The organism is Streptomyces sp. SCSIO 30461 (assembly GCF_037023745.1).
Classification (GTDB): Bacteria; Actinomycetota; Actinomycetes; order Streptomycetales; family Streptomycetaceae; genus Streptomyces.
Map to the genome: position 1 here is coordinate 4183777 of NZ_CP146101.1, position 16346 is coordinate 4200122.

At 68.5% G+C, this 16346-nt stretch carries 17 protein-coding genes and 1 pseudogene; 9 read left to right on the plus strand and 9 right to left on the minus strand.

Features of this window, described 5'->3' with window-relative positions:
- Positions 1-33: 33 nt before the first annotated feature.
- The 7 genes from V1460_RS18555 to V1460_RS18590 all read left to right on the plus strand — a co-directional run bounded on the left by V1460_RS18555 (position 34) and on the right by V1460_RS18590 (position 6406).
- Positions 34-672 carry a CAP domain-containing protein gene (locus tag V1460_RS18555; protein WP_338674764.1) on the plus strand — a complete coding sequence of 213 codons (639 nt, stop codon included), beginning with the start codon at positions 34-36 and terminating at the stop codon, positions 670-672.
- Positions 673-1251: 579 nt separating this feature from the next.
- Positions 1252-2424, plus strand: coding sequence for a glutathione-independent formaldehyde dehydrogenase (locus V1460_RS18560; protein ID WP_338674765.1), 1173 nt, complete (start codon positions 1252-1254; stop codon positions 2422-2424).
- Between the two features lie 162 nt (positions 2425-2586).
- Positions 2587-2733 (plus strand): hypothetical protein, encoded by a 147-nt coding sequence (locus tag V1460_RS18565; RefSeq protein ID WP_338674766.1) that lies wholly within the window; start codon positions 2587-2589, stop codon positions 2731-2733.
- Between the two features lie 736 nt (positions 2734-3469).
- The gene (locus tag V1460_RS18575; protein WP_338674767.1) at positions 3470-4435 is read left to right on the plus strand and encodes a serine hydrolase; all 966 of its coding nucleotides are present in this window, start codon (positions 3470-3472) and stop codon (positions 4433-4435) included.
- A 116-nt stretch (positions 4436-4551) separates the two neighbouring features.
- Positions 4552-4887, plus strand: a complete 336-nt coding sequence (locus tag V1460_RS18580; RefSeq protein WP_338674768.1) for a hypothetical protein — start codon at positions 4552-4554, stop codon at positions 4885-4887.
- 76 nt (positions 4888-4963) lie between these two features.
- On the plus strand, positions 4964-5302 hold the full coding sequence (locus V1460_RS18585) for a VOC family protein (RefSeq protein WP_338674769.1): 339 nt from the start codon (positions 4964-4966) through the stop codon (positions 5300-5302).
- 267 nt (positions 5303-5569) lie between these two features.
- On the plus strand, positions 5570-6406 hold the full coding sequence (locus V1460_RS18590) for a DUF1206 domain-containing protein (protein ID WP_338674770.1): 837 nt from the start codon (positions 5570-5572) through the stop codon (positions 6404-6406).
- A gap of 9 nt (positions 6407-6415) precedes the next feature.
- Here V1460_RS18590 and V1460_RS18595 read toward each other — a convergent pair whose 3' ends face one another.
- The 4 genes from V1460_RS18595 to V1460_RS18610 all read right to left on the minus strand — a co-directional run bounded on the left by V1460_RS18595 (position 6416) and on the right by V1460_RS18610 (position 8092).
- Positions 6416-6646, minus strand: coding sequence for a hypothetical protein (locus tag V1460_RS18595; protein ID WP_338674771.1), 231 nt, complete (start codon positions 6644-6646; stop codon positions 6416-6418).
- A gap of 5 nt (positions 6647-6651) precedes the next feature.
- Positions 6652-6912 carry a hypothetical protein gene (locus V1460_RS18600; RefSeq protein WP_338674772.1) on the minus strand — a complete coding sequence of 87 codons (261 nt, stop codon included), beginning with the start codon at positions 6910-6912 and terminating at the stop codon, positions 6652-6654.
- Positions 6909-7544, minus strand: a complete 636-nt coding sequence (locus tag V1460_RS18605) for a ParA family protein (RefSeq protein ID WP_338674773.1) — start codon at positions 7542-7544, stop codon at positions 6909-6911. Before V1460_RS18605 ends, V1460_RS18600 begins: the two co-directional genes overlap by 4 nt.
- Before the next feature lie 98 nt (positions 7545-7642).
- The gene (locus V1460_RS18610; RefSeq protein ID WP_338678097.1) at positions 7643-8092 is read right to left on the minus strand and encodes a hypothetical protein; all 450 of its coding nucleotides are present in this window, start codon (positions 8090-8092) and stop codon (positions 7643-7645) included.
- A gap of 68 nt (positions 8093-8160) precedes the next feature.
- Here V1460_RS18610 and V1460_RS18615 point away from each other — a divergent pair, with 68 nt between their 5' ends.
- Positions 8161-9069: a DUF4190 domain-containing protein gene (locus tag V1460_RS18615; protein ID WP_338674774.1), complete on the plus strand. Its 909-nt coding sequence runs from the start codon at positions 8161-8163 to the stop codon at positions 9067-9069.
- A gap of 14 nt (positions 9070-9083) precedes the next feature.
- Here the strand turns inward: V1460_RS18615 and V1460_RS18620 are convergent, their stop codons facing one another.
- The 5 genes and pseudogenes from V1460_RS18620 to V1460_RS18640 form a co-directional block, all read right to left on the minus strand.
- Entirely contained in the window at positions 9084-9368 is a 285-nt protein-coding gene (locus tag V1460_RS18620) for a hypothetical protein (RefSeq protein WP_338678399.1), read from the minus strand.
- 217 nt (positions 9369-9585) lie between these two features.
- Positions 9586-11499, minus strand: a complete 1914-nt coding sequence (gene htpG, locus V1460_RS18625) for a molecular chaperone HtpG (protein ID WP_338674775.1) — start codon at positions 11497-11499, stop codon at positions 9586-9588.
- 66 nt (positions 11500-11565) lie between these two features.
- Positions 11566-12291 (minus strand): annotated as a pseudogene (locus V1460_RS18630) (RNA-guided endonuclease TnpB family protein); the annotation flags it as partial.
- A gap of 186 nt (positions 12292-12477) precedes the next feature.
- A complete protein-coding gene (locus V1460_RS18635; RefSeq protein WP_338674776.1) occupies positions 12478-12789 on the minus strand; it encodes a hypothetical protein in 312 nt (103 codons plus the stop codon).
- A 165-nt stretch (positions 12790-12954) separates the two neighbouring features.
- A complete protein-coding gene (locus tag V1460_RS18640) occupies positions 12955-14685 on the minus strand; it encodes a SpoIIE family protein phosphatase (protein ID WP_407077625.1) in 1731 nt (576 codons plus the stop codon).
- Between the two features lie 357 nt (positions 14686-15042).
- Here V1460_RS18640 and V1460_RS18645 point away from each other — a divergent pair, with 357 nt between their 5' ends.
- Positions 15043-16230, plus strand: coding sequence for a PP2C family protein-serine/threonine phosphatase (locus tag V1460_RS18645; protein WP_338674777.1), 1188 nt, complete (start codon positions 15043-15045; stop codon positions 16228-16230).
- The last annotated feature ends 116 nt before the right edge of the window (positions 16231-16346 follow it).

A 16346-nucleotide genomic window follows, 5' to 3' on the forward strand; every position in this document is an offset into this window, starting at 1 on the left:
GCTCGCTTGCCTGCGTCCATCGGAGGAAGCATCGTGAAGACCCTGGCCACAGCGATGTCCGTCGCTCTGTCCACCGCCGCCTTGTGGGGAGCCACCACCGTCCCCGCGCACACGGCCGACGGCTCGTCCCCTACCGGCAGCAGAGTCCTGCTGCCGCCGTACTACCCGAATGTCGACTGGATCACCTGTGAGATCAACAAGGAGCGCCTCGCCAAGGGCCTACCCGCTCTGCGTATCTCCGACCGGGCCAGCCAGGCCGGGCGTTCGCATGCCAAGGACATGGCGACCATGAAGAAGCTCAGTTCCATGGGCAGTGACGGTCGCGACCTGCGGTCCCGCATGTCCCAGGCGGGTCTGTACTCCAACCTCATCTCCGAGTTCATGGCGTTCGGATACACCCACGACGGCCACTTCGCGGACAAGGCGACGGACCCGGACCCCACCAACACCGTCTACAGGGTCCTGATGAACCGGAGCATCGTCGCCATCGGCATCGGCTACGACCGGAGCTACTGGGATGTGAACCTCCTCGGTGCGCATCGCAAACTGGTGACCAGGGTCCCCGTGGGATGCCAGGCCAGGGCCGTCACGATGAGGGCCCTCCCGATGCGGGCCCTGCCCGAGCCTGCCGTTTCCTGGCGCGGCCCGGTATTCGCGCAGAGCCCGCGGTAGCCACCGCGAAGGCACACTCCCGCCGGTCGCCGTCATGCCGCTGTTACCTCCCGAGGCGCTGCTGCCTCCCGAGGCCGGGAGGGAACAGCGGCATGCCTCCCGGTCCCGGAGCGAGGGGTGTCGTGCGGCCGGTCGCGCGGCAGGGGTGCCCAAGGTCTCACCCGGGGGCCCGGCACCGGCTGACTCCATCACCAAGACGGCGCGCCTCCGGTACTGCCCGCGGAATGCCTTGTCACCTTGCCGCGCAGTAGCCGTGCCTCAGGGTGGCTGCGCCCGGATCGCATCTGGAAGACACGAGACGATCGGAGCGACGCCGGTGCTGGTGTCCCGTTTGTGCGACTGGGGTACCCGGGTGGTACTCGAACAGGTCGACCCGCCCGCTGCGTCGGAGAACGGCGGCGTGGTGATCGATCTCGAAGCAGCCGCTGAACGATGTCATCGGAGCCCTCACAGAGGGCGGCACCACCGGCGCCATCGTCGTGACGATGTGAAACCGAGCAGCACACGGCGTCGGGCGACCGTCGGGCGGAATCCGGCGATGCGGCGAGTGCGTCCTGGGACGAGGGGACGAGGAGTGTCATGAAGGCTGTGGTGTTCGATGGAACGCGCGCGGTGTCCGTGCAGGAGGTACCGGACCCGTGGATCGAGCAGAGCACGGACGTGATCGTCCGGGTGACCTCAAGCGCCATCTGCGGAACCGATCTGCACATGTACGACGGCCGCACGGGCGCCGAACCCGGACTCGTGCTCGGGCACGAACCGCTGGGAGTGGTCGAACAGACCGGGTCGGCAGTGCGAACGGTGTCCGTTGGCGACCGCGTCGTGATCCCCACCCATCTGTACTGCGGCACCTGCATCAACTGCTCCCGCGGCCTCAGCGCGGCGTGCACCCGAGTCCGCCCGGGAGGCTTCGGTGCGGCATACGGGTACGCCGGCATGGGGCCGTATCGCGGGGCTCAGGCGGAACTCCTCCGGGTCCCATTCGCCGACGCGAACTGCGTGCCCCTGCCGGGTGAACCCGGAGACGCGAACGAGAACGCGTTCGTCATGCTCGCCGACGCCTTCGTCACCGGCTGGCATGCGACCGAGCTCGCCGGGGTGCGCCCGGGCGCCGTCGTGGCCGTCTTCGGCGCCGGCACGGTCGGGCTGCTCGCCGCCCACTCCGCCTTCCTGCGCGGTGCGAGGGAGGTGTTCGTGGTGGACCAGGTACCGCAGCGGCTGGCGGTCGCGCGCTCGTACGGGGCGGTGCCGGTCGACTTCCGTGACGGGGACCCGGTGGACCAGATCCGCGCGCACCGGTGTGCCGGTGCCCTGCCGCCCGGGGAGGACGGTATGGACGGTGTGGACTGCGGGATCGACGCGGTCGGCTTCCAGGCGGCGGACCGCACCGATCCCTCGACCGAGAATCCCCGCCAGGTCATCACGGATCTCGCGGCGTTGGTGAATCCGACCGGTCGGATCGGCGTCGCCGGGGTGTACGCGGCGAAGGACCGGACGCCGGCGTCCACCGGCCACGAGGACGGTTCCCTCCGCGTCCCCTGGGCGACGCTCTTCGACAAAGGCGTCCACGTCGGTTTCGGCCGGACGCACGACCGCCGCTACACCGTGCTGCTGCGCGACTTGATCATCTCCGGTAGGGCCGAGCCCCAGCGTGTGGTGAGCCATCATGCGAGGCTCGACGAAGCGGCCGGCTTCTACCGGGACTTCGACCGCAGGGCGAACGGCGTCATCAAAGTGGTGCTGCGGCCGTGAGACGGCCCCTCAGCCAGGTGGGCATCACGTTCGGGTCGGCCACCGGCGACGGACGAGGTTTGCGGCACCGGGCCCTACCCGGCTGCCCGACGGCTTCCGGCCGCACGGACATCGTTCGGATGGCACCGGGTATGCGGAGGGGAAACGCTCGCAGGAGGACCGATGCCCGGATTGATGTCACGTCTCAAGCAGTTCGCTCAGAGCCCGCAGGGCCGTCGCGCCGTGTCGTCCGCCAGGCGCGCGGCTGCGGACCCGCGCAGGCGTGCCCAGGCCCGCAGCCTGCTCAGCCGGCTGCGCGGACGCCGGTGACGCGGAACGCCTTCCAGTCGGACACCGGGGTGTCGGTGGCCCACAGGTGGTCTCGGGGTCCGAAACGCTCGCAAGTCGGTTTCCGGAAGCGGACCTTCCTTTGGCACGAAGAAGCCTGTCGCACCCCGCGGCAGCATGAAGCCTGCGCTCCCGTCATCGTCCATGCCGCACGTCTTGCTCCATGCGCGGCCCGCGTGGTTGTCGTGGGTGCCCTGGACTGCCGGTTCATGCAATGCGGCGGGCTTCGTTCCACTTCTGCGATGGGCTGGGCGGCTGCATGCCTCGCATTCTGCGGTGGGCTGGGCGGCTGCATGCCTCGCCGGTGGCAACGACACTGCCCACATCGTGCCGGGTGGCGGGGCGGCGGCCTTTCGAGCCGGGCGGCCTGTTCGGTCCAGCGCAGGACGGTTTCGGTGCACAGGCTGGAGAAATCGTCCTCGTACGCACGTTCCTGAACCCCCTGCGGGCGGGCGGTGTCGGCTTCTTCGGCTCGGCCGGCTTCTGGGCACAGGATCAGACGAGGGCCGCCCACGTTCCGCTGAAGTGGGAAAACACTGATCAAGTTCGAGTCACGTTCGACGCCGGCCGTTGGTCGAACGACAAGCCGACGGAACGCCTCCTGCGCCGTCCGACGACGGGCGGCGCGGCGCAGGTCTTGACGGGGCGATACGGACGCGTCCGGAGCCGAGACGTATCACCCGTACAACTTTTCTCCCCTCGATGTGTCTTTCGATACATGACTCACCACCTCACCCCTCACCGTCGCGGACGCGGCGCTCTCAGCGCGGCCGTCGCCGTCGGAGTGCTCCTGCCGACAGCGATCGCGGCTGCGCCTGCCTCGGCCGCGCCCCCCGCGGTGACGTGCACGTCCGACAAGGCCGGGCTCGCGACAAAGCTCGCGAGCGACATCAAGGCCGCCTTGACGGGCCGTTCGTCGACGGCCGCCGTCGCCGTGCGCGACAACACCACGAACACCACCTGCGGACTACGCAGCGGCGACCGCTTCGACTCCGCCAGCGTGGTCAAGGTCAGCGTCCTGACCACCCTGCTGTGGGACGCGCAGAAGACCGGCAGGTCACTTACCGATCGCGAGAAGGAACTCGCGACGGCCATGATCACGAAGTCGGACAACGCCGCCACGACCACGCTGTGGAAGCAGCTCGGCGTGACGAAGATCCAGAACTTCTTCACCACAGCGAAGATGTCCCGGTCCATCCCCGGCTCCGGCGGCTACTGGGGCCTCACCCAGATCAGCGTCGGCGACCAGATGCTGCTGATGAACCTGCTGGCGCTGCGCAACAACGTCCTCACCGACGCCTCGCGTGGCTACACCCTGGGACTGATGTACAAGGTCGTACCCTCGCAGCGCTGGGGCGTCTCGGCCGGTGCACCCGCCGCTCCCGCGCGCATCCAACTCAAGAACGGCTGGCTGTCGCGGGCCACGCACGGCTGGCGTGTGCACAGCGTCGGCGCCTTCACGAGTGGTGGCCACAGCTACACGATCTCCGTGCTGACGCACGACAACAGCACGATGCAGTACGGCGTGGACACCATCCAGCGCGTCGCCCGCGCGGTCCACAAGAACCTCAGCCCCACGTCCACGGCGCGCTACAACCCGACGGCCACTCCACAGGAGGCGGTCCCGGCGGTTCCGGAGAGCCCGGCCCGCGACATGGTCACCGCGTACCCGGCAGCCCGGTAGAGCGCTCGTCTCCAGTGCGGCCCTGGTGCCGCCCCCTCGCGCGTCATCCGCCCCGGCCGGAGCCCGGCCGGGGCGGATGACGCGTCCGGACCGGTCCCGGGCCGTACGATCGGCCTGTGTCCAAGCCTGCTGCAGAGTCGTCGTTGTCCCTCTGGTCTCGCGATTCCGTATTGTCGATCGGTTCGGTGGGGTCAGTACTCTCGATCGGATCGGTCGGATCGGTGCTGTCGTTCGGTTCGATCGGCAGCACTCTGTCGATCGGTTCGATCGGCTCTTCCCTTTCGGTCATCTCGGCCTGCTCATGGCTGAGTACCGGTTCCGTGCTGTCGGCCCAGTCGCGCTGGTCCGTGCTGTCCTGGCGGTCCCGAAACGGTCTCCTGGCCGCAGGAGTGCTGGCGGCGGTCGCCTGTGCCGCCCTGGACGGCCAACGCTCCAAGGGGGCGCGAACGTGACGCAACCGTCGCTCGGGGCGCCACAGGCACAGAATCGGATTCCGAGGTTCGACAACCGCGGTCATAGTGTGTCCACATGACTCTGGATCCGAAGATGATCACCATCGACTGCGCCGACCCGCGCGCCCTCTCCGCGTGGTGGGCCAAGGCTCTGGACACGAAGATCGCCCAGGACTTCGACGGTGAATTCGTCATCGTCGCAGCCACACCCCTGGCGCTCGGCTTCCAGCGGGTCACCGAGCCCCGGCAGGCGAAGAATCGCATCCACGTCGACTTCCACACAGAGGATCGGCATGCCGAGGTGGACCGGCTGGTGGCGATGGGAGCCTCCGCTGGGGAAGAGCACTCGATCGGTCCCCTGACATGGACCGTCCTGCAGGACCCCGAAGGAAACGAGTTCTGCGTGGCAGGCTGACCCCCGCGCAGACAGCAGGCGCGGAAGCGCTGATCGCGGGTGTGGCACCTGTCGCGATGCCACACCCGCGATCACCTGCACGACCCGGCGCCAGGCCTGTCACCGATCCCCGTTCAACAGCGCGTAAATGAACATGTCAATGAACATGTCGCTGCCCGCGTTACGCACCGGCCGCCCACCGGGATCCGACCATCGCAGCACGCATTCACAGCTCCAATGCTCAGACCGACCACGTTCACCCTCGGATTTCGTGGGCAACCGGGATGCATGAATGCACGCGCGTTGACTCTTCGGAGCAGGTTCACGGCACGTCGGGCAGCCCGCAGTTCGGTCGTGGAGACCGGAGCGCGCTGGGGACTGGCGGCACGGGGCGTCATCTACCTTCTCATCGGCATCATCGCGCTCCAGGTGGCGACCGGCTCCGGCTCCGGTGAGGAGGCCGACCGCTCCGGCGCACTGGAGACACTCGGAGGACAGCCGTTCGGCGCCGCCGTGTTGTGGGCGCTCGGTATCGGGCTGATCGGCATGGTGCTCTGGCGATTGTCGGAGGCCTTGTTCGGCGCGGCCGGACCGGACGGTGGGAAGGCTCACAAACGCGCCTTGTCGGCGGTGCGTTGTGTCTTCTACGCAACGGTCGCCTACTCGGTGCTCGCCTTCACAGTGGGCGAGAGCGGCGCTGGTTCCAGCGACCGCCAGTCGCGGGACCTGACGGCACGCGCGCTGGAGCTGCCGGGCGGCCAGTGGATCGTGGGCGCCGTAGGCTCCGGCATCGCGGGTGCGGGGCTGTGGATCGGCGTACGCGCGGCTCTGCGCAAGTATCACAAGCACCTCAAGACCGGCGAGATGAGCCGCCGGGTGCGGCAGGTGGTGGACACATGCGGAGTCGCCGGAGGTGTGGCGCGCGGCCTGGTGTTCGCGGTGGCCGGCGGTTTCGCCGTTCGGGCGGCGGTCATGTACGACCCCGATGAGGCCAAGGGGCTGGACGACACCCTGCGTACCTTCGCGGCCGCGGCTGCGGGTCCATGGCTGATGATGGCCACAGCCGCAGGTCTTGCGCTGTTCGGTGTGTTCTCGTTCTGCATGGCCCGCTGGCGAGCGGTCTGACAGCCCGGGTCAGGCGTTCACCACGGGATCCTGATCCCGCTCGAGCAGCCGGGTGCGCAGCAGGTCGAGCACCTGGTCCGGTGCTGCTCGTGTCGGCTGGCCGGGCTCGTCGATGAGGTGTTCCGTCAGGACGGAGTGCGGCGGCAGGACGGCTTCGGGGTTGGCTGACTCGCCACCGGGTTCGACGGCGGTGAAGGCGCCGCCGAGCTCCCGGCGCAGGAGTGCGGGCACAGTCGCCATGGATGTCATGTACGGCGGGCGCCGCCGCTGACGAGGGGGAGCCTGGCCGTGGCGCCCGATACGGCGCGCAAGAGCGTGGCACCCGCGAGTACCAGCAGGGAGACAGGCGGGCCGACCCAGCGCATCAGTCCTTCGCGCAGGTCGGGGTCCACGTCGATCGTCACACTGACGTACTTGCTGTGCAGCGTGGTGCCCTTCGGAGGGCGGGCCGTGCTGTCCCCGCCGCGCTCCAGAGCCGCCCGATACCTGTCCTTGCGCTCCGTCATGCCGCTTCCTGACGCTTGATCAGTTCCTCTGCGAGATCCATGTAGGCCGAGCCCTTCGCCCGTACGGGGCTGCCGAAGGACTGGGAATACAGGTCGAGCCGTGCGATCTGGGTGTCGAACACCGTGAAACCCCACTCGGTGAGCGCCTCACGGGCGTCCGCGTCGGGCCCGGTGCGGGTGGCATCAGGGCGGTTGGTGCGGTTCAGCAGGACCACCGCCCTCGCCGGCTCGGGGCGCAGCGACTGCACCTCTTCCATCTCGACACGGATGGGTGCCATCCGGTCCAGCTCGATGGGGGCAGGAGTCACCGGAATGATCCACTCGCTCGCGTATCGCATGACGCTGCGTGTGATGCGGGCATGGTCCTCCATCTGCGGCGCATCGAGCACCACGGCCTGCCGCCTTCCCAGGAAGTCGTTCACCCTGCGGTGGACGTCGCCCACCGGCAGGGCGATGACGGGGAACGGGAAGCCGTCCGCGAGCTCGCTCCAGCGCAGCGCGGACGAGGCGGGGTCGCTGTCCACCAACAGCGGCGAGTGGCCCGACTCATGGAGGGCGTGTGCCAGCCAGACGGCACTGGTCGTCTTACCCACTCCGGGCTTGAGGTTCACGAATGCACAGCTCAGCGGCACGGAATTACGTTAACCGGCCTGGGTGTCCACGGAGGGGCGACGCGAGTGGGAAGCACCGCCATTCACCCGCAAGCAGTCAGCCGGGGCGAATGCGGCCGCTACTTGGATCCGGAGCGGCGGGGCGGAAGCATCATGAGCGGGTAGTCCTCCGTCGGGTGCGGGTGGGCGGCCGGCCATTGGGTGAAAGTGCTACGGAAGCCGTCGTCGTTGTGGCGCGCACGGTCGTAGATGGACCGAAGGACCGGGACACGGGAGGAATCGGCCGCGAGGTCCGTGCCGGCGCCTGCCAGGAGGTACCGGCGCCGCAGGATGCCGTCGAGCCGAACCTGCCTGGCGTTCTTGGTCATGTCGCACATGGCCATGAAGGTGGTGGTGCGGCCGCGGCCCTCCCGGCAGTGGATGCGGAGCCGGCCGCCCGAGGGCGGGGCGCAGGCAAGCGCGACAAGGGCGTCGGCGATCCGGGGCGCCGGCATACGGCAGTCGGGCACCGGAAGGTAGCGGTAGGCGAAGCCAAGCAGGGTGACGGTCTCCCCGCAACTAATGGTCAGAAAGCGTGCTCGGCGACTGCTAGTGTCACTGACTCACCAAAACCGAACAACCGCCCGAAGGATCGTGTGTGACCACTCCCCCTCCGACCGACGCCCAGCACGCCGCGGGACAGCCATCGGCCCGTCATGATCCGTGGGGTCCGCGGCCGTCGACGCCGACCGTCGTGCCTGGGGTGCCGTACTCGGCTCTGCCGCCGCAGCCGCAGCCGCACAACTCGATGGGTATCACGGCTCTGGTGCTCGGCACGGTCGGCGCAGTACTCGGCATGGTCGTCATCCTGTTCTGGATGGCGTGGCTGCCGGCTCTGCTGGCTGTGATCTTCGGCTTCATCGGGCTCGGCCATGCGCGGAAGGGACGCGCGACGAACCGCGGAATGGCTCTGGCGGGTGTCATCCTGGGTGTGACCGGCCTGCTGTTCTCCGTCGGCGGTGGGGTCTTCACCGTGGTGTCGGTGATGAGGGCCTCCGACAGCGCTCATGCCAGGGCCGAGGCGTCCGAGGCCGCAGCCCGTGCCGAGGCCGAGGCCTCCGAGGCGGCGGCTGAGAAGGCCGCGGAAGAGGAGGCCGCGAAGGAGCGTGCCAGGCATCTGTCGTTCGGTGAGTCCTACACGTTCGAGAACGGTCTTAAGGTCACCGTCGCCAAGCCGAAGCCGTTCGTCCCGCACGAGATCGTGTTCGGTCACGCGAAGGGGAACAAGGCCATTCAGGTGACGGTGACGGTCGTGAACACGGGCAAGCAGCGGCTCTCGGTCCAATCCGGGCTGCCGAACGTCAGTGACGCCGATGGGGCGTCCGCGGAGCTGGTGATCGACGGCAGTGGACGCCAGAAGGTGATCACCGGGCACGTCCTGCCGGGCGCCCAAGCCGTCGGCAAGTACGCGTTCTCGCTTCCGCCGGACGCGGCCGACAGGGTCGAAGTCGAATTCAGCCCTGACTTGGCGCTGTGGGAAGGCGCCTACTGGTCAGGACCCAACTGATCCGGGCACGGTGCTCAGGCGGAGACCCGGCGCGCGAGCTGGGCGGGCACTACCAGAGCGTGTGCCGTGAGCAGCAGGCAGAGCAGCCCTGTCAGCGGGAAGCGCCGCCACGCCAGAACGACCAGTGGCAACCCGACCAGCACCCACACCACTTCCAGCAGCCAGGCCATCCTGTCGTACGGTGCCCAGGCGGACAGGGCGAGCCCGGCGACCACGATCAGGACGCATACACGCGGTAGAAGCCGGGACCGCGCAGATGCGTCGGCGGTACGGGCGGGGGCGGTCTCGATCAGGGACATGGCGGCACTCCTTCTCCTCGGCCGCTTCATCATGTCGACGGAGATCCACAGCGGCCTGAGTACGCCTACTCAGATGATCCGGACACCGTGCGGGAGGCGGCGGCCGGATCCGGAGAAACCGGGAAGCCGCGCCACCGAGCCGCGTGCGTCGGAGTCGGCGACCCGCCCCAGGGGTGTACGGGGCAGACCGCCGACGGCATCGCGGCGACCGACGAGACTACAGAGAACGTTCCAGGCGGTCCGCCATCAGCTTGACGAAACGGGCCGGTTCCTTGGGCCGGCCGCCCTCGGCGAGCGTTGCCAGACCGAGGAGGACCTCGGCGGTCTCGGCGAGTTCGGAACGGTCCTCGCGCTCCTTGTAAGCCTGGTTCAGTCCCTTGACGAGCTGATGCTCCGGGTTCAGTTCCAGAATCCGCTTGGCGCTGGGGACCTCCTGGCCCATGGCGCGGTACATGTTCTCCAGAGCCGGGGTCAGGTCGTGCGCGTCGGAGACCACACAGACCGGGGAGACCGTGAGTCGCGAGGAGAGGCGCACCTCCTTGATGTCCTCGTCCAGCTCCTCGGTCAACCAGGCGAGCAGCCCGGCGTAGTCCTCGGCCTGCTTCTCCCGCTCGGCGTCGGGGGTGTCGTCGTCCTTGGCGTCGAGGTCGATCCGGCCCTTGGCCACGGAGCGCAGCTGCTTGCCCTCGTACGCTCCGACGGCGTCGGCCCAGACCTCGTCGACGGGGTCGGTGAGCAGCAGCACCTCGATCCCCCGGTCTCGGAACGCCTCCATGTGCGGGGAGTCCTCGATGCTCCGGCGGGACTCGCCGGTCAGGTAGTAGATGTCCTCCTGCCCGTCCTTCATCCGCTCCACGTACTGTTTGAGCGTGGTCGGCTCCGTGTCTTGGTCGGTGCTCGCGAAGGACGCGAAGGCGAGGATGGCCTCCCGGTTCTCCGGGTCGGTGACGAGTCCCTCCTTCAGGACCGTGCCGAACTCCCGCCAGAGCGTTGCGTAGCGGTCCCGGTCCTTGGCCATCAGCTCCTTGACCGTGGACAGGACCTTCTTCGTCAGCCGTCGCCGCATCATCTCGATGTGCCGGTCCTGCTGGAGGATCTCGCGGGAGACGTTGAGCGAGAGGTCCGCGGCGTCGACGACGCCCTTGACGAAGCGGAGGTACGGCGGCAGCAGCGCCTCGCAGTCGTCCATGATGAACACGCGCTTGACGTAGAGCTGCACACCGCGCTTGGCGTCCCGGGTGAACAGGTCGTGCGGGGCATGCTCGGGGAGGAACAGCAGGGCCTGGTACTCGAAGGTGCCCTCGGCCTGGAGTCGGATCGTCTCCAGCGGATCACGCCAGTCGTGGCCGACGTGCTTGTACAACTCGTGGTATTCCTCGTCGGTCACCTCGTCGCGCGAGCGCGCCCACAGTGCCTTCATGGAGTTGAGCGTCTCGGGTTCTGGCGCCTCGTCGTCCGGGCCTGTCGCGGTGGGGTCGGCTTCGGGCAGCATGCGGATGGGCCACGTGATGAAGTCCGAGTACCGCTTGATGATCTCCCGGACCTTCCACGGGGAGCAGTAGTCGTGGAGCTGGTTCTCCGCGTCGGCGGGCTTGAGGTGGAGCGTGACCGAGGTGCCCTGAGGAGCGTCGTCTACGGTCTCCAGTGTGTAGGTGCCCTCGCCGCGGGAGCTCCAGCGGGTGCCCTGGCCCTCGCCGGCGCGCCGGGTGATCAGGGTGACCTCGTCCGCCACCATGAAGCCGGCGTAAAAGCCGACGCCGAACTGTCCGATGAGCCCTTCCTGCCCGGCCGCGTCCTTGGCCTCCTTCAGCTCCTGGAGGAACTTCGCGGTGCCCGAGTTGGCGATCGTGCCGATGAGCCGCCCGACCTCCTCGTACGACATGCCGATGCCGTTGTCCCGCACCGTGAGCGTGCGGCTGTCCTGGTCGATGGTGATGTCGATGTGCAGATCGGACACGTCGGCGTCGAGTGAGTCGTCCCACAGCTTCTCGAGGCGCAGCTTGTCCAGCGCGTCGGACGAGTTGGAGATCAACTCCCGCAGGAACACATCCTTGTTCGAGTAGACCGAGTGGATCATCAGTTGGAGCAGCTGACGGGCTTCCACCTGAAACTCGAACGTCTCAGTCGACATATTCGCGTATACCTCGCAGATCCGGTGATCGGAATGGGCGGCAACCACTTTGACGTGCTTCCTGGCCTAAAGTCCAGGGATTCCGGCCTGGGTGGTCTGACCCTTCCGGGGGCTTCCTGCTTCAGCGCGCTGTGCGGGTACGGGTGTCCGTCTTACCGGCGCTCCACGGGCGTTTGGCGTCTCCGCCCGTCCGGTGGCGACGTTTCGGCGTCCTCCGAAGAGGACGTTGCGGGCTGCGTTGTGGTCGCGGTCGTGCACAGTGCCGCATTCGCGGCACGTCCACTCCCGGACGTGCAGGGGTTTGGGACCGTCCCGGAATCCGCAGGCCGAGCAGACCTGGGAGGACGGGAAAGCGCGGTCCGCCTTGTCGAAGGTGCGGCCGTGCAGAGCCGCCTTGTACTCCAGCATGCCGACGAACGCGGACCATCCCGCGTCGTGTACGGACCTGGCGAGTCGGGTGCGGCCGAGGCCGGACACCGCGAGGTCTTCCACGTACACCGCTTGGTTGTCGCGAATGATCTGCGTGGATGCCTTATGGTGCCAGTCCCGACGCCGGTCGGCCACCTTGGCGTGCTGGCGTGCGACCTTGATGCGGGCCTTGGCCCGGTTCTTCGATCCCTTGGCCTTACGGGACAGCTCCCGCTGAAGACGCTTGAGTTTCTTCTCCGCCCGGCGCGGGAAGCGCGGGCTGTCGATCTTCCTACCGTCGGACAGGACAGCGAAGGCGGACAGGCCGAGGTCGGTACCGGCGTCGGTCTGCAGCTCGGGCAGGCTGTCCGGCACGGTGTCCACGGGATGATCCTCCGCCTTGCGATCGCACGCACCAGACGCCGCAGGCCCCGCCCTGCGGGCGGACGGAGCTACTTTCGCAACACGCCCTAATCATGCACGTCAGAGCAGTCTTGAGATGCATTCATCCCCGGCGTGAACGCCAGGGCTTTCTACAAGAGTCCCGATGGAGAGCCGGCGCACACCGGTTCACCACCGCGGTCCGCGTCGCGGCGGTCCGGGGGCACGCGCGGGCCATGAGGGCCCGTGTCCCAGGTACTTGGAGACCAGGAGCACCCCTGTCACCCAAACGGCCACCGCGAGCCATCCGACGGCCGGGGACCGTGAGACCGCCGCCGCCAGGAAGAGCAGGCCGCACACCGCAGCGGAGACCGCGATCGCCGCCGGCCGTGCTCCTTCCCGCTCGGGCGCAGAAGCCCCCGGCGCGCCTGGAGCCGCGCGCAGCGCGGCTTCGAGCTGGTCAAGCAGTGCGACCTCACGCGCCGACAGCCCACTGGACATCCACGCCCCTCCCCGTCGAGTCCACCTGTCTTGATCTGCGCGCTCCCGGTGGACACTCACTGGTGGACAGCGTCGCGCTACGATGCGTGTGCCCGGCTTCGAATCACTTACGCCCCCGATTCACCGCAGCGCGGTGCACGTGGTCCACGGCCCGTACCGAGGCGCTCAGCCCGCACGGCCCGGATCCGGAGTTCGAAGCGCGAGGAAGGCGACATCGTCGTCGTTGTCGTCCGGACGCACTTGGGCGAGCAGGGCGTCGCTGAAGGAGTCCAGCGAGCGCCGGGCCAGGGATGCGGCATGTCTGCGGAGCCGCTCCATGCCGACGTCGAGAGAGTGCCGCCGGGACTCGATCAGGCCGTCGGTGTAGAGGACGAGGGTGGCTTGGGGCGGCAGGGCGACCACGGCATCCGTCCGGATGCTCGGGCTTCCCGTGCCGAGCAGCATGCCGTGCGCGTCCTTCAGGAACTGCGACTGGCCGTCGTCTGTGACCAGGAGCGGCGGTGGGTGGCCTGCGTTGGTCCAGTGCAGCCTCCAGTATCCGTCGTCAGCCATCGTGAGCCGGGCCAGAACAACGGTGGCCATCGGCTCCTGAGCGATGTGCATGACGGCTTGGTCGAGATGTGTCACGGCGACGGACGGCGACTCCAGGTGCGTCCATACGAAGGCGCGCAGCATGTTGCGGATCTGGGCCATGCCGCCCGCCGCGTCGAGGTCGTGGCCCGCCACATCACCGACCGCGAGTGCCGTCGCACCGCCCGGGAGGGAGAAGGCGTCGTACCAGTCGCCGCCGACCTGGGAAGCGTGCGGAGCGGGCACGTACCGTGCCGTGATCTGCAGCCCCGGCACCGTGGGCAGTTGCGGCAGCAGATGCCGCTGCATCGTCTCGGCGACGGTGCGTTGCCGCTCGTACAGGCGTGCGTTGTCCAGAGCAAGGCCCGCGCGTCGGGTGAGGTCCTCCAGCAGCGGCAGGTCGGAGACGGTGAAGGGATCACGCCGCTGCGAGCGCCCCAGGGTCAGGGCGCCGAGTACCTCGCGCAGTCCGCGGATCGGGGCGATGGCTGCCGAGTGCATATCCGTCTCGGTGAAGAGCCGCTGTTGCTCGACGGCGATTCCGGAGTCCGGGGGCCCGTGGTACGTGGATGGGCTGGCCAGGGTCGAGGCGGCGCCGCGCAGCGCCCGTGACAGCGGCATGGGCGATTCCTGCGGTACGGGCGGCATGGGGCCCTGGAGATCCGCGCGCTCGATCAGGACGCCGTCCGCATACTGCATGACCAGGGCCCGCCTGACCTCGTCCACCTCGTTGACCAGGTCGACGACCGCCCAGTCCGCGAGCCGGGGCACGGTCAGTGCCGCCAGACGGCGCAGTGCCTCGTCCACGTCGAGCGTGGAGGTGAGTTGGGTGGTGGTCTCCGCGAGGAGGGCGAGTCGGTCGAGTTCCGTGAGCGTCGTGGAGGCCCCGGCGTCGTTCCGGTGGGCTTCCTGCGATTCGCGCGGCGGGTAGAACAGCACCAGGGCGCCGTGGTTTCCGGCATCGAGCTCGTAGGGCGTGATGAGCCAGGAGAGAGCGAGCAAGGTGCCGTCACCGCGGGTGAACCAGTCCGACTCGCAGTGATCGGTGCGATGGGTGAGAAGGGCCATCCGCAGTCCGCAGCGGGTGCGGGGCAACGGGTGACCGTGGCTGTCACGGTGCAACAGATCGTGCGCGTCCTGGTGGAGGAGCTCGCTCGCCGCCATCTGGAACAGCTTCTCGGATCGTCCGTTCACCGCGACGATGATCCCCTTGTCGTCGACCGCGAAGGCAGCCGCCGAGATGCCTTCGAATATCTCGGCGGGCAAGGCCGCTGCCCCTGTCACGGACTCCTCAAGCGGGGCTCCCCCGCCATCCGGTGCAGCGATGTCCACTTCCCCCTCCTCAATGTGTCTCTTCCCCTGTGGTTTACCACCGCACCATCGACACATGCAGCTTCCGACCTCCCGGTGGACGGGCTCGGGCGAGGCTTTCAGGGCACCGGATCCCCGAGCAAGGGTGCCGTATCGGCGAACACGTCGGGGCTCGGGGCACCGGCTGTCCGGTGCGCCGAGCCACTGTGCCGGTCGACGAACAGGAACTCCCCCCTCGATGCCGACGGGTGCTGTTGTCGTGCGCTCGGTACCGGCTGCTCCGCGGCGTCACATCGCGCGTCTACCCCATGTCTCACCAGGGAATCTGTAGCGTCGGACGTCCCTGTTGGCTGTGGGATGCAGGAGACTGGTGTGGATCGAGACCGGGTCGGGCTCGCTGAGGTCCTCGCCGCAGCGGAGGCCGCGGCGCCTGTGGAGTCACTCGACGTGGCCGCGCGCAACCTGTGGGATCGCTTCGGAGCCCGGTACGTGTCGTTCCTGTTCGTCGACGCCATCGGCCGGCGGTTGGTCCGGGTGGGTGAGGACCTCGAATCGCAGACCGGCCGGAGCGCCGAGCAGATTCCGCTCGCCGGGAGTCTTTATGAAGAGGTTCTGCGCGAGCAGCGTCTCGTCCTGGCACCGAACGAAGGGTTGGGGCAGCGGGTGATCGCTCCCGTCACCAACCGCGGCGACACCGTCGGCGTCCTGGAGTTGACGCTGCCGGACGCCTCGGACGAGGTGTTGCAGCAGGTTGCGGAGACCGCGCACGCACTGGCGTACATCATCGTCACGGACCGCCGCTTCACCGATCTCTACCACTGGGGCCGGCGCACCACACCGATCAGCCTGGCGGCTGAGATCCAGCGGCAGCTGCTGCCGTCGGCCTCGTGCTGCGAGGCACCCCAGTTCACCTTCGCAGCGGCTCTGGTACCCGCCGACGCCATCGCGGGTGACACCTACGACTTCACGCTCGACCACGACACGCTGCATGTGTCCGTCACGGATGCGATGGGCCATGACGTCAACTCCGCTCTCCTGGCGACCTTGCTGGTGAACGCCTCACGTGGGGCCCGCCGCGCCGGATGCGATCTCGCCGAGCAAGCCCGGCAGACCCACCAGGCCGTGCTCGACCACGGGCGGGGAGCGCTCGCCACCGGACAGTTGCTGCGCATCCCGCTGGACGGCGCCGGGGCTCGACTCGTCAATGCCGGACACCCATGGCCGCTGCGGCTGCGTGACGGGGAGGTCCAGCGGGTACGCCTCGACGCGCATCTGCCGTTCGGCGTGCCCTCGTCCGCCCCGTACCAGGTACAGCGACTCGACCTGCGTCCCGGTGATCGGCTCGTGCTCTACACGGACGGCATGCAGGAGCGACGGGCGGAAACCGTGGACCTGTCCGAAATCATCCGCGAGACCGCCACGAAGCATCCACGCGAGGTGGTGCGCGCGCTGACATCGGCGGTCACGGAGGTCTGCCACGGCCATCTGGAGGACGACGCGGCTGCCCTGTGCCTGGACTGGCACGGGCCTCGCTCACCACGCGGTCGGAGCGGCGGATGACCGACACCGGACGGGCAAGGCCCTCCTCTCCCGCGGCCGGCCGGTGTTCAGTAGTGGTCGAGGCCTCCGACCGTGCCATCCGGCTTGACCGGCGTGTTCCGCGACGGGTCTTCGGA

Coding starts and splice junctions, on each gene's coding strand:
- V1460_RS18560 (WP_338674765.1), top strand. CDS start 1,252: ATGAAGGCTGTGGTGTTCGATGGAACGCGCGCGGTGTCCGTGCAGGAG.
- V1460_RS18565 (WP_338674766.1), top strand. CDS start 2,587: ATGCCCGGATTGATGTCACGTCTCAAGCAGTTCGCTCAGAGCCCGCAG.
- V1460_RS18575 (WP_338674767.1), top strand. CDS start 3,470: ATGACTCACCACCTCACCCCTCACCGTCGCGGACGCGGCGCTCTCAGC.
- V1460_RS18585 (WP_338674769.1), top strand. CDS start 4,964: ATGACTCTGGATCCGAAGATGATCACCATCGACTGCGCCGACCCGCGC.
- V1460_RS18590 (WP_338674770.1), top strand. CDS start 5,570: ATGAATGCACGCGCGTTGACTCTTCGGAGCAGGTTCACGGCACGTCGG.
- V1460_RS18595 (WP_338674771.1), bottom strand. CDS start 6,646: ATGGCGACTGTGCCCGCACTCCTGCGCCGGGAGCTCGGCGGCGCCTTC.
- V1460_RS18600 (WP_338674772.1), bottom strand. CDS start 6,912: ATGACGGAGCGCAAGGACAGGTATCGGGCGGCTCTGGAGCGCGGCGGG.
- V1460_RS18620 (WP_338678399.1), bottom strand. CDS start 9,368: ATGTCCCTGATCGAGACCGCCCCCGCCCGTACCGCCGACGCATCTGCG.
- htpG (WP_338674775.1), bottom strand. CDS start 11,499: ATGTCGACTGAGACGTTCGAGTTTCAGGTGGAAGCCCGTCAGCTGCTC.
- V1460_RS18635 (WP_338674776.1), bottom strand. CDS start 12,789: ATGTCCAGTGGGCTGTCGGCGCGTGAGGTCGCACTGCTTGACCAGCTC.